The sequence below is a fragment of the Mesorhizobium sp. CNPSo 4671 genome, from assembly GCF_057784245.1.
Genome location: NZ_JBWLUW010000002.1, coordinates 316,895 through 329,509, shown reverse-complemented (window position 1 = coordinate 329,509; position 12,615 = coordinate 316,895). Strand labels below are relative to the sequence as shown.

General features: G+C 64.6%; 12 protein-coding genes. 1 reads left to right on the top strand and 11 read right to left on the bottom strand.

Annotated elements, in window-relative coordinates; translation table 11 throughout:
• Positions 1 to 101 precede the first annotated feature (101 nt).
• Positions 102 to 1,799, bottom strand: coding sequence for an ABC transporter substrate-binding protein (locus AC04SF_RS05950; RefSeq protein ID WP_488477333.1), 1,698 nt, complete (start codon positions 1,797 to 1,799; stop codon positions 102 to 104).
• 266 nt (positions 1,800 to 2,065) lie between these two features.
• Between AC04SF_RS05950 and AC04SF_RS05945 the strand changes: the two genes are divergently transcribed.
• Complete coding sequence (locus tag AC04SF_RS05945) at positions 2,066 to 3,292, top strand: NAD(P)/FAD-dependent oxidoreductase (protein WP_488476937.1); 1,227 nt, start codon at positions 2,066 to 2,068, stop codon at positions 3,290 to 3,292.
• A gap of 13 nt (positions 3,293 to 3,305) precedes the next feature.
• Here AC04SF_RS05945 and AC04SF_RS05940 read toward each other — a convergent pair whose 3' ends face one another.
• The 10 genes from AC04SF_RS05940 to AC04SF_RS05895 form a co-directional block, all read right to left on the bottom strand.
• Positions 3,306 to 4,367 carry an ABC transporter ATP-binding protein gene (locus tag AC04SF_RS05940; protein WP_488476936.1) on the bottom strand — a complete coding sequence of 354 codons (1,062 nt, stop codon included), beginning with the start codon at positions 4,365 to 4,367 and terminating at the stop codon, positions 3,306 to 3,308.
• A gap of 9 nt (positions 4,368 to 4,376) precedes the next feature.
• Positions 4,377 to 5,189 carry a carbohydrate ABC transporter permease gene (locus AC04SF_RS05935; RefSeq protein ID WP_488476935.1) on the bottom strand — a complete coding sequence of 271 codons (813 nt, stop codon included), beginning with the start codon at positions 5,187 to 5,189 and terminating at the stop codon, positions 4,377 to 4,379.
• Positions 5,189 to 6,064: a carbohydrate ABC transporter permease gene (locus AC04SF_RS05930; RefSeq protein ID WP_488476934.1), complete on the bottom strand. Its 876-nt coding sequence runs from the start codon at positions 6,062 to 6,064 to the stop codon at positions 5,189 to 5,191. Before AC04SF_RS05930 ends, AC04SF_RS05935 begins: the two co-directional genes overlap by 1 nt.
• A gap of 74 nt (positions 6,065 to 6,138) precedes the next feature.
• Entirely contained in the window at positions 6,139 to 7,431 is a 1,293-nt protein-coding gene (locus AC04SF_RS05925) for an ABC transporter substrate-binding protein (protein WP_488476933.1), read from the bottom strand.
• A 69-nt stretch (positions 7,432 to 7,500) separates the two neighbouring features.
• Positions 7,501 to 8,517 (bottom strand): Gfo/Idh/MocA family protein, encoded by a 1,017-nt coding sequence (locus AC04SF_RS05920; protein ID WP_488476932.1) that lies wholly within the window; start codon positions 8,515 to 8,517, stop codon positions 7,501 to 7,503.
• A complete protein-coding gene (locus AC04SF_RS05915) occupies positions 8,514 to 9,221 on the bottom strand; it encodes an N-acetylmannosamine-6-phosphate 2-epimerase (protein WP_488476931.1) in 708 nt (235 codons plus the stop codon). The genes AC04SF_RS05920 and AC04SF_RS05915 overlap by 4 nt, the downstream gene beginning before the upstream one ends.
• A gap of 64 nt (positions 9,222 to 9,285) precedes the next feature.
• Positions 9,286 to 10,182 (bottom strand): N-acetylmannosamine kinase, encoded by an 897-nt coding sequence (locus tag AC04SF_RS05910; RefSeq protein WP_488476930.1) that lies wholly within the window; start codon positions 10,180 to 10,182, stop codon positions 9,286 to 9,288.
• The gene (locus AC04SF_RS05905) at positions 10,166 to 10,993 is read right to left on the bottom strand and encodes a MurR/RpiR family transcriptional regulator (protein WP_488476929.1); all 828 of its coding nucleotides are present in this window, start codon (positions 10,991 to 10,993) and stop codon (positions 10,166 to 10,168) included. Before AC04SF_RS05905 ends, AC04SF_RS05910 begins: the two co-directional genes overlap by 17 nt.
• A gap of 11 nt (positions 10,994 to 11,004) precedes the next feature.
• Positions 11,005 to 12,153: a GNAT family N-acetyltransferase gene (locus AC04SF_RS05900; protein WP_488476928.1), complete on the bottom strand. Its 1,149-nt coding sequence runs from the start codon at positions 12,151 to 12,153 to the stop codon at positions 11,005 to 11,007.
• Between the two features lie 150 nt (positions 12,154 to 12,303).
• Positions 12,304 to 12,600, bottom strand: coding sequence for a hypothetical protein (locus tag AC04SF_RS05895; RefSeq protein WP_096448751.1), 297 nt, complete (start codon positions 12,598 to 12,600; stop codon positions 12,304 to 12,306).
• Positions 12,601 to 12,615 lie beyond the last annotated feature (15 nt).

The following is a 12,615-nucleotide window of genomic DNA, read 5'->3' as shown; positions in this document are numbered from 1 at the left end:
TTCCAGGAAAAAGTGTGAGCGGTTTTCCGTCCGGAATTGCGTCAGAACAAAGAGACGGAGCAGTTCACCGTTTCCGCGAAACGGTGAGCTGCTCCAGTCGATTACTGGACGGGCTTCAGGCGCAACAGATGCATCAACCGCATGCGGTTGTTGTCGTGGTTCTCCGGGTTCATCACCGGCTCGTCCTTGGTCACCCAGCCGGTGAAGCGCTTGCTCGAATACTGGTACCAGGTCGGTCCGTTGAACACCGGAACGACCGGGAAGTCGTCGGCGATGATCACTTGCACCTGGTCGAACAGCTTCTTGCGCTCCTCGTCCGTCGTTGCCTTGCGGTAGGCGTCGAACACCTTGTCGAGCTCGGGATTGGAGTAGCGCGAGTCCGCATGCACGATGCGCCCGGCGAACGCCGTCGACAGTGTCTGGTAATAGCCGCGGAACGGTGTCGGCCCGTCGGGGCGCGAGTTCATGACGGCGTCGAAGGACCCGTCCAGGAGCTGCTTCTGCCACTGCTCATATTCGGGCGTGGCGACGGAGGCATTGACGCCGATCTTGCGCAAGCCTTCGGTGGCGATCTGCACGGCGTCGATCCAGTCGGTCCAGCCGTTCGGCACGATGATGGTGAAGGCGATCGGTTGGCCCTTCGGCGTGGTGCGGAAGCCGTCGGCGCCCTTCTTGTAGCCGGCATCGTCAAGCACCTTGTTGGCCTTGTCGATGTCGTAAGTCATCCAGACATCCTTGTCGCCTTCGGCGGCCTTGTTGCGCCAGCTGTCGAAGCGCGGCGGCAGGCCGCTGGCATGCAGATTGACCACGGGATAACCGAAGCCGGCAATGTCGACCATCGAGGTGCGGTCCATGGCCAGGCTGAAGGCGTGACGGAAGTTGATGTCGTTGAACGCTTCAAAATTGCCCGGCTTGTCGGTCTTCAGATTCATCTCGTAGGCGATGGTCTCGGCCGGCGGCTGCCAGTAGCCGTTATGATCCTTGTCGAGCGCGACATAAGTCTTGTCGATCTCCGGCAGGAACGAGCCGATCCAGTCCATTTCGCCTTGCGGCAGCAGCGCCAGCATCTGGTCATTACCGGAGATCTGCGGCAGTTTCAGGCAGTCGACATGCAGGTCGGCTGCGTCCCAGTAATTCGGGTTGCGGCACTGCTCGTAGACCTGCGGCGTGAAGCGGCGGATCTCGGTCATCGGCCCCGAGCCAACCGGCTTCTCGTTCTTGAAGGCGAGCGGGTCCTTGATATCCTTCCAGATGTGCTCGGGCACGACCGGAAAATCGGCCAGCGATTCCGGGAAGTGGGTGTCGACGCCCTTGAGGTTGATCTTGACCTCGGTCGGTGACGGCGCCTCGACCGAAGCCACGCTTTCACCGACGCCGACGATGTCGACGGCCGGGTTCTTGAGCATCAGTTCGAGCGTGTATTTCATGTCGGCCGCGGTCAGCGGCTGACCATCGGACCATTTGACGCCGTCGCGCAGCGTGTAGGTGATCGACTTCAGATCGTCGGAGAATTTATAGCCCGTCGCCAAGCGGAAGATCGGCTTGCCGCTGTCATAGTCGTTGAAGATGACCAGCGGCTCGTAGACGAAATCCATCGTGCTCTGGCGCCGCCCACCGAGATCGAACGGGTTGAAGTTCTGCACCCAGCTCGTCTGCTCCTCGATATGCATGGCAAGCACGGATTCGGCGGCCGCGGGCCGCGTCACGGAAACAAAGGCCGACGAAACGGCCACCGCGCCTGCAAGCGCGAACAGCAGCCGCCGGCTGATCGTGCCGCGCGCGAAAGCGGCCGCACGCATTGAACCCTGCACCTCTGGTGATTGTACGAGACCCAGCATCTTTCTCCTCCCTGAGCAGACCGGTCATGATGTAAATCAAATTGATTTAATCGCAGGCCAATGCAGGCGTCAACCCTTTATCCCTGACATCTGCACAGGTCGCGCCGCTGCAGCGGCCCGAAGGCCTGGCCACCCTCGCAAGGCAGCGGCATCTCTTGAATACGCCTCACCAATCTCGTATACGAGTATACGAGATTGGTGTTGGCTTTCATCGGAAAGGATTGCCCATGTCCTTCGTCAGGAATTCCGACAAGGCGCCGGTGGACGCCCTGGTCATCGGCGGCGGCATTGCCGGTTGCACGCTCGCCTATGAACTCGCCCGCCGCGGCCTCAAGACGACCATCCTCGAGCAGAGCATGATCGCGGCCGAGTCCTCCGGGCGCAACACCGGCACCTTGCTCAGCGGGCCGCAGAAGGAAGTGGTCGAACTGCTGGATGCCAGCGTCGAGGTCTATTCGGAACTCGCCGGCGGACCCGTGCCCTTCGAATTCGCCGCCATCGCGCATCTCTTGATTTCCGAGGACGACGCCGGTTTCGAGGCCGCCGCCGCTGTCGCGGACCGCTACCGGGCGGCCGGCGTGGCGATGGAGAAGGTCGCCGGCAAGGAGCTGGCGCGGGACCATCGCCGCATCGGCTTCAACGTCGCCGGCGGCTACAGCGTCGGCCGCGCCTGGACGCTGGAGCCAATGGGGGCGACGCATGCCTTCGCCCATGCCGCCCGTGAGGCCGGCGCTGCGATCCGCACGGGCCTGCGCGTCGTCCAGATCTTTTCCCGGGGCGGCAAGGTCCAGGGTGTCCTGACCGACCAGGGCATCATTCAGGCCGATCTCGTCTTCATCGCCAACGGGCTGTGGATGTCGGAGCTGTTGCGGCGCACCGTTGGCGACGGGCCGCTGCCCGGCCTGCCCTTCACCGCCGGCCGCGGCTGGCTGATCCAGTTGGGAAAACTCGATTTCGAATTGCCCTGGATCGTCGAGGAACTGACCTGGCCGGACCAGGAAGAACTCGGCCGGCGCATGCGGCTCGACGGCCTCGCCGATGTTGCCGCGCAGCGCGACGACCGACCGGCGGTGGAGGCCATCTGCCTCAACCCGATGCGCGGCGGCGACGCCAGGCTCGGCGCCTCCGTTCAGCCTGCCTTCCGCGATCTCGTCCGCAACACCGACATGGCGAGCCGCATCGCCAGCCGCACGCTGCGCATGCTGCCCGGCCTCGGCTCACCGCAGGTCAAGAACGTCTATCCCGGCAACCGCCCGATGCTGTCCGACGGCCTGCCGGTCGCCGGCAGGACCGCTGTCGAGGGCCTGTTCGTGCATGGCGGCATGGGTTCCATCGGCATGCATGCCGCACCCGCCACCGCACGCTGGCTGGTCGACGCCGTGCTTTCCGGCGACGGCAATCCGGTACAGCAATGGCTGCGCCCCAATCGTTTTGTGGGATGGGAAACGGTCTAAGGCAGCGCTGGGATCAGCGAACACGCAACCCTTGCGCGTCGAAGATGCGCGTGCGGGCGGGCAGAAAGCGCAGCGTGATCGTCTCGCCGAAACGCGGCTGGTCTTCGCGCCTCTCGGCGACCACGGTTTCGCCGCTCGGCAGCGCCCCATGCACATAGGAGGTCGATCCCAGGCGCTCGGTGACGTCGACGGCAAGCGCCAGTTCGACGCCCTGCTTTTCGTCGAGATGCTCCGGCCTGATGCCCAGCATGACCTGCTGGCCGCCGACGAGCTTCGCGACAAGATGCGAGACGTCGACCCTGGCGTCGCCGACGAGCACGGCCTTCCCGTCCTCGGCCACGCTCGCCCTTAGGAAATTCATGCGCGGCGAACCGATGAAGCCGGCGACGAATGCATTGTCGGGATCGTCATACAGCGACAGCGGCGTGCCGATCTGCTCGATCTTGCCGGCCTTGAGCACGACGATCTTGTCGGCAAGCGTCAGCGCCTCGGTCTGGTCGTGCGTCACATAGACCATGGTGCGGCGGATCGACTGGTGCAGGCGCTTGATCTCGGCGCGCAGTTCGGTGCGCAGCGCCGCGTCGAGATTGGACAGCGGCTCGTCGAACAGGAACAGCCGGGGATCGCGCACCAGCGCCCGGCCGATGGCGACGCGCTGGCGCTGGCCGCCGGACAATTCGCGCGGCTTGCGACCCAGCAAGGGTTCGATCTGCAGCAGCTTCGCCACCGCACCGACCTTCTCGTTTGACGTCTTGCGGTCGAGCCCGCGCATCTTCAGCGGAAAGGCGATGTTCTCAGCCACCGACATGGTCGGATAGAGCGCGTAGGATTGGAACACCATCGCCACGTCGCGCTCCCGCGCAGGCAGATTGGTGACGTTGCGGTCGCCGATGATGATGGTGCCGGAATCGATCGGGTTGAGCCCCGCAATCGCATGCAGCAGCGTCGACTTCCCGCAGCCCGACGGCCCGAGCAGCACGACGAAGGAGCCCTCCTCGACCTCGACCGAGACATCATCCAGCACGTTGACCGCGCCATAGGATTTCGACACCGACCGTATAGACAAATTCGCCATCGTATCCCCTCAGCCCTTCACGCTGCCCAGCGTCATGCCGCGCACGATCTGCCCCTGCACCAGAACGCCAAGCACGATCATCGGCAGCATGATGAGCGTGGCGGCGGCCGTCAGCGCGCCCCACTGGATGCCCTGAAATGTCAGGAACGAGGTGATGGAGACCGGCAGCGTCTGCGTGTCGCGGCCGGTCAGCACCAGGGCGACGAAGAACTCGTTCCAGGTGAACAGCACGCACAGGATCAGCGTCGCCACCATGCCGCCGCGCGCCGCCGGCAGATAGACATGCCAGAACACGCTGAACTCGCGCGCGCCGTCGACGCGGGCCGCATCGCGCAACTCCTTCGGAATGTCGTCGAAGAAGGTGATCAGCAGCGAGATGGCGAACGGCACATTGACGAAGGCATAGGCGGCGATCAGCAGCCAATGCTGGTTCAGCACGCCGATCCGCGTCGCCAGATAGTACATTGGAATGACGAACAGCAGCGCCGGCGCGATGCGCAGGCTGAGGATGAACTTTTCCTTCGAACGGCGCAGGTCGCCCGGCTGCTGTGCCAGCCCGTAGGCGGCGACCGAGCCGATGGCCACCGCCAGCGCGCTGGACAGGATGGAGATGATGAAGGAGTTGGCGAAGGCGCTGAGGAAGCCGCGATTGGCGAACACCGTACGGTAATTGTCGAGCGTCGGGCTGAACAGCCAGACCGGCGGGATGGCGAACGCATCGCGCGTCGTCTTGAACGAGGTCGCCACCACCCAGTAGAGCGGGAACAGCACCGCCAGCAAAAGCATGAGCAGCCCGATATAGAAAACCGCGCGCCGGCCCATCAGCGCTCTCCCGCTTTCGGAAACAGAACACTGTACATGGTCAGCAGCGCGACATTGGTGAAGATGGTCAGGATGACGGCGATGGCCAGCGCATAGGAAATGTCGAAATTGGTGAAGGCGACGATGTAGCCGTAATAGTTCAGTGTCTCCGTCGACAGCGCCGGTCCGCCTCGCGTCATGATGTAGAACAGGTCGAAGGCCTTGATGCTGTCGATCGCCCGGATCAGCGCGACGATGGCGAGCGCCCGGCGCAGCATCGGCAAAAGCACATACCAGGTCACCTGCCATTCGCGCGCGCCATCGACTCTGGCCGCATTGAGCGGATCGGTGGGTGCCGATTCCAATGCCGCCATCACCAGCAGGATGACGAAAGGCGTCCATTGCCAGATGTCGGCGATCAGCACCGCAAACAGCGCGATCTGCGGGCTGCCGAGCCAGTCGACCTGGGATATGCCGGCCAGCGACAGCAGATAATTCGCCATGCCGGTGGCGGGGTCGAACAGGAAGCGCCAAGTCAGGCCGACGACGACAGGCGTCATGATGATGGGCACCAGAAGCAGCGTCCGGACCAGCCGCTTCATTGCGAAGTCGCGGTCGAGGAAAAGCACCACGGCAAGGCCGAGCGCGATCTCGATCACCGTCGCCAGCGTCGTGAACAGCACCGTGCGCCAAAGTGCTGCCATCGCACGGGGATCGCCGAAGAAGCGGAGGTAATTGTCGAGGCCGACAAACTTTTCCCGCCCGGCGCGCATCAGCGACAGATCGTGCAGCGAAATCCAGATCACAAACAGCGTCAGCGCGACCGATGCCACGGTCAGGCAGACGATGATCGGCTGGAAGAAATGTCTCGTCGGATCCGACGCTGTTGTCGCCACGGTCTCAATCCATCAGCTGGGAATTTCGCCCTGCCGCGCACAGGGAGCGCACGCGGCAGGGCACGCCTACCCGCCTAGCGGGCGAGCGCAGCGTTGTTGGCCTCGTCCGCCTCCTTGAGCGCGTCAGCGGCGCTGGCCGTGCCGGCAAGCGCCTTGGAGACGGCGATGCCGGTGTTGTTGATGATCTCGTTGGCCTGTTCGACCGTCGGCAGATATTGCGGATTGCCGGCGTTGATGGCGGCGATCATGCCGTCCTTGAAGGCACCGTAGCGCTTGCCGAAGGCTTCGCCATTGAGCACCGAAAGCGAGGTCACGCCGGAATTGGGATCGGTCTCGATCGCCTTCAGCTGCTGCTCCTTGGCGGTCGCCCAGGCGGCGAACAGGGCTGCTGCTTCCTGGTTCTTGGATTCGGCCGAGACATACATCGAGTGCACGGCGAGCGAGGACGAACCGCCTTTGGGCGAGGCGGACTTCATCGGCACCGGCACATAGCCGACCTTGCCGACGACCGTGGAAACGGTGGGATCCTCATTGTAGGCGCCGTTGACGGTGGCATCGAGCGTGATCGCCGCCTTGCCCTGCTGGAACAGCAGCCGGTTTTCTTCCCAGCCGAAATTGGCGACACCGACCGGGCCGTAATCCTTCAGCAACTTGGTGAAGGCGTCGAGTGCGGCGACGCCCTCCGGCGTTGCCAGCGCCGACTTGCCGCCGGCATCGAGGAACGAGCCGCCGAAACCCCAGAGATAGGCAGCCCAGACATAGACGCCCTGGATGCCTTGCTGGCCGCGCATGGTGATGCCGGCGACCTGCTTGTTGGTCTTTTCGGAAATCGTCTTGGCCGCGGCCGCGATGTCGTCGAACGTCTTCGGCGCTGCAAGCCCGTACTGTTCGAACAGGTCCTTGCGGTACATGACGAAGGTGCTCTCGCCATAGACCGGAAGCCCGTAGACCTTGCCGTCGACGACGTTGGTGTTGAAATAGCCGGGCACGAAATCGGCCTTGTCGAAGTTCTCCTTGTGCTTGGCCAGGAAATCGTCGAGCGGCACGATGTAGCCCGACTTCACGAAGCCCGGCAGGTAGATGATGTTGTTCTGGACGACATCGTAGCGGCCGGACTTGGAGGAGAATTCGAGCAGTTCCTTGGCCGTGATGTCCTGCTCGGGCACGACTTCGAGCGCCACGTCGATGCCGGTCACCTGCTTGAATTCCGGCAACAGCCTCTGAATGGCGTCGGTGGTCGGATGGCCTTCGAGCAGCACCGACAATTGTACGCCGTCGAACGGTTTGTCCTGTGCCAGGGCCGGCAGGGCCGTGGCAAGCGCGGCGGCAGCCACGCCAAGCATCAATAGATTGCGTCTGTTAAGCATTTTTCGTCTCCCATTGTTGGGCCGCTTTGGCCTCGTTTCAAATTCTGTCTGTTTGTCAGATCGTCACCTCTAGCCGAGGCGCACGATTTCGCCGCTCTCAGCCGACTGCATCATCGCCAGCGTCAGCTCGAGCGAACGAAAACCATCGCGGCCGCTGGCGATCGGCATGTCGGCGCCATCGAGCCAGGCAAGCAGGCCGCCGAGCTGGCGCGCCAGGTCGCCGTCGAGACGGCCGTTGACGACTGGCCAATGCTGCGTGTCGATCTCGCGCGAGGCCTCGTTGCTGGCGTAGTAGAGGCCGCTGTCACCGCACTGAACCTCGAACGAACCTTCCGTGCCGATCAGCTCCATGCGCGCATCGATCATGTGGCGCGCGCCGGCCGGCAGCGACCAGGCGCTTTCGAAATTCACCACCGTGCCGCCGGAGAAGCGCACGATCGCGGCCAGGCTGTCCTGCGTGCCCGACGCGCCGAGCAGAATGTCGGTCTGCTGGGCATAGACGGAAACCGGGTGCTGCCCGTCGAGCATCCACAGCACCATGTCGACATCGTGCACGGTGACATGCAGCGCCAGTGGCAGCTTGCCGCCGTAACGCTTGGGGCCTTCGGTGCGGGCGCTGTTGCGCCGGGCATAGATGTGGATCGGGGCGCCGATCTTGCCTGAAGTCATCAATTCTTTTGCCGCCGCGTAGCGCGGATCGAAGCGCAGGAGATAGCCGATGCCGAGCTTGACCTTGGCCGCCTCGCAGGCCGCGATGATGGCCTTCGCATCCGCGACCGTGGAGGAGATCGGCTTTTCGACGAAGATGCTGATGCCGGCCTTGGCCACGGCAACCGCCGGCGCCAGGTGCAGATTGTCGGGCGTGCAGATCGAGACGAGGTCGAGATCGCGCTCCCCTGCCAGCAATGCATCGTGGCCGGCATAGACCCTGCAGCCCGGCGCCTTGGCGGCGACGGCGCCGGCCAGCTCCAGATTGGGATCGACGATCGCCGCCAGTTCGCAGCCGACCATGTCGGCGAAGATCGCGGCGTGCATGGAGCCCATGAAGCCTGCACCGATAACGGCAACGCGGCGGCGCTTGATCATGACTGGTTCCTCTTCAATTGCGGATTGGCGCTCCACGACGCGACCTGGTCAACGAAGCCACGGGTGATGGCGTCGGGCCGCGTGATGGCGCCGCCGACGACGATAAAACGAGCGCCGAGTTCGAAGCAGTGGACGGCTTCCTGCGGCGTCCAGATGCGGCCTTCGGCGACAAACGGCAGGCCGGCGCCGGCGAGCTGTTTCATGAGCTGGAAATCCGGCCCGCGCTGCTGGTTGGAATAGGGCGTGTAGCCGGCCATGGTGGTGCTGATGAGCGAGGCGCCGGCGTCGAGGGCGCGCTTGCCTTCATCGAGCGTGCTGACATCGCCCATCGACAGGCGTCCCTTCTGCGCGATCGCATCGAACATCGTCTTGAGATCGGTCGGGCGTGGCCGGTTGGTGGCGTCGAGAGCCACGATGTCGGCGCCGGCATCGATGACCGACGCCACATTGGCGAGCGTCGGGGTGATGTAGATCTCGGTCTCGGCACGGCGCGCCTTGATCAGGCCGATGACGGAAACACCGACCTGCCTGCGCACGGCTTCGATGTTCGCGACGCCCTCGATGCGCACGCCGGCCGCGCCGCCGAGGACGACCGACCGGGCAATGGCGGCGATATGCTCGGGAGCGTCGAGCGGCATGCGGGATTCAGCCTGGCACGAGACGACCAGCGTTCCATCGAGCTGAGCGAGCACATCGCCTTGCACCTGGGGTTTCTCCTTCGAGCGTTACCCCTGCAATCAAGCGCGGATGAAACTTTTTGTCAAGAAACTATTTTAGATGAAAATTTCCTTCATAAAGCAGCGCGACCCCTAGCAGCCCCGCATCGGCGCCAGCCTGCGCGGCAAGGATCGGGCGCTGGAAAACGGCCGGAAGCTGCCGGGAACGTGCTTGCAAGGCCGCAATGAACCCCTCCGCCAGCCCGACACCGCCGCCGACGGCAAAGCCATCTATGTCGACGGACGCCGTCAGGTCGGCGAAGCTGTCAACCAGAGCCTCGACGGCGGCCGCGATCACCTCGGCGGCGATTGCGTCGCCTTGCCTTGCGGCGGCGAACAGATACGGCGCGTCAACCGGGCGGCCGAGCCGCCCGCTGCCGCGCCGCGCAAGTGCCGTACCCGAAGCGATCGTCTCCAGGCAGCCGCGCCGGCCGCAGCCGCACATCACCCCGCCGGGTTCGGACATTGTGTGCCCGACATGGCCCGCAAGCCCAGCGGCGCCGGTCTGCAGCCGGCCGTCGATCACCAGGCCGCAGCCAATGCCTGTCGAAACCGTGAAGAAAGCGAAGTTGCGAAAGCCGCGGCCGGCGCCGACGGTGAATTCAGCCCAGGCCGCCGCCTGCGCATCATTGACGACCAGCGGCGGCACGCCAAGTGCTGCCTCGAGCGCCCGGGCCAACGGATAGCCATTCTCGATCGGCAAGGTCTGCGGATTGAGCGCCGTCAGCGCGCCGTCGCGGACGATGCCGGTGGTGGCGACGGCGACGGCGTCGAACGCGTGCCTGGGCGCAAGCCCGGCAATCGCCGCGACCATATCGTCGCCCCTGCCCGTTCTCGGCGTCGCCGTCTGGCGCCTGTCCAGCAACTTCCCGCCACGCACTTCGGCGGCGGCGATCTTGGTCCCGCCAATGTCGATGGCGAAGATCGCACGGTCAGAAGCTGCGGTCACTCACGACCTCCGCCGTGCGGCCGACCAACGCCAGCCGCGCCGGCTCCTGCCGCATCATCTCGGCCACCAGCGCATCGACAATCAGCAACTGGCTGATCTTCGACGGAAAGGCACCACCGGTCAGCGGCGTTTCCGGCCAGGACGCGATCAGCGCGAGGTCGCAGGCCGCGACCAGCGGACTCTTCGAACGGTTCGAGATGCCGATGACGAAGGCGCCCTGCGAGCGGGCAAGCTCGGCGATGCGCACCGCGTCCACGGTCGAGCCGGAACTCGAAATCACCACCTGCACTGTGCCCTTCTGCGTGGTGCCGGCCGCCATGACCGCCAGATGCGCGTCACCCAGCGCGCGGCTGAGCTTGCCGATGCGGGTCATCTTGTAGGCGAGGTATTGCGCGGTGATGGCGGAGGCGGCGATGCCGAAACAGTCGATCGCCGTCGCCGCCAGCAGCTGCCGTGAGGCCGTGGCGATATCCTCCCGGACGATCAGTTGCTCGGTTTCGCGCAGCGAGATGATGGCGGTTTCCACCAGCCGCTGGATGTCGTCGGTCGGCAGGCCGATGTCCCGCGCCCGTTCATCGGTCGCCAGTTCCTTGGCCAGCGCCAGCTTGAAATCCTGGAAGCCGGTAAAACCCTGGTCCCGGCAGAAGCGCATGACGCTGGCCTCGGACGAGGCCGAGGCCTCGGCAAGCTCGGTGATGCTCTGGCGCAAGGTGACGTCGGGCTGCGCCAGCACCGTCTCGGCGACGCGCGCCAGTGCCGGCGTCATGTCTCCAGCCGCCGCCCTCAGCGAGGCAATAAGCGCATGTGTCATGAATTCCGTCCTTAGAAATGTTCGGCCACCCAGGGTGGTGGTCCGGCAAACAGCTGGTCACACAGACGTATGGCAGCCGCCTCGCCTGTCACCTGGCCATACTGCGCCAGTTTCGAGGCGCTGCGAAAGCCTGTGAATATCTGCACGAAGGCCGGGGCCTGCAGGGTAACGGTCGGGCACCCGCCGGCCGCCTCGCGGACCTCGACCGCGCCACCGCTGATCGCGATCTCCAGCGCCATCTCCGCCTGCTCGATACGCAGCGCCAGCCTTATATCGTCGGCATGGTAGCCGCGCTGGCGCAGCGCCGCGGCCGGATCGAGCACCCGCAACAGCCATTCCTCTTGATGGGCGAGGCGCCAGCCCTTGTCCGGCATCGCCGCCACCAGATCGTCCTGCGGGCCGCCATGCCAGCGCACGACCGGATAGACCGAGCGGAACCTGGCCAGGAACGAAAGCAACCCTTGCGCGGCGTCAGGCGAAGCAGTGTACCAGTCGCGGACATCGAGACGGGCCTCGTCGCCCATATCGAGGATTAGATAGGCTTCGTCGCCTTCGGCCAGATAGGCGGCGACCGCATCGGTCGGCTCCCGCCGCAACTCGTTCCAATGCGCCGGGCCACGACTGAGCAGCCCGGCCTCGCGGCCCGCCTTGACGGCATAGGCATCGGCAAGGCGCGGATCGTCCAGATCGACGCGTTCGAAGGCGAGCCTGCTAGCCGCCGGCAGGCTGACCGTCTCGGCTTCATAGATGATCTCATGGCCGGCGAGCTCGAAACCGCTCTTGCGATAGACCGGCCGCGTCGAGGCAAACAGCGTGGCGATGGCCGCGCCCTTGGCCTGGGCCTCCGCGCACAACGCGTCGACGAAAGGCACCGCCAGCCCCTGCCCGCGACGCTCCGGCGCGATCGCCACATGCGCGATGTTGGCCGCCCGCACCGGTCTGCCATGGAAGACATGCGCCGTTTCGAGCAGTGCCGCGCAGGCCTCCGGATGCCCGCTTTCGCCGCGCAGCAGCCTGAGCGCGCCAAGGCCGGCATGGGCGATATATTCGTCCGCCCGTGCCTTGCCGAAGCCGAAAGCCCAGCTCAACAGGCGCGCGATTTCACGCGCATCCTCGGCCGTTGCCGCTTCAACAGCGACAGGTTTGGAGTTTTTTTTCATATTCACCTCACGGTTGGCGAATTTCATCATAGCTTGAAATCGCCAATGCGCAATGGGCAGCAAAACAGCGGCGGCATCGAGCCGCCGCCATCATGTCCGTAAGCTTTCGTGAGGAGACCGGCCTGGGTGCGCCAAAGGCAGATCAGCCGATCATTTCCCGCAATGGTGATCGTTGATCTTGTTTATCGCATTCGCGTCCGGCCCCACCCGATTGTAGGAGCAGGCGCCGGCGGCGGTGGTGAACAGCTGCTGGTCATAATAGCGCGGGCCGCCGAACAGGAAGCCGATGAGATCGTCATCGGCGGGAACATAGCGTTCCGGCTCGGCCTGATTGTAGTAGTGGTTCTGAGTGTGGTGGCGGTGCTTGGCCCCGGCGGATGCCGGCGCGGTCATGCCGCAGGCCGTCGCCAGGGCAAGAGCGCAGATCGCAAAGCGTTTCGTCGTCATCGGCAACACCCTCCT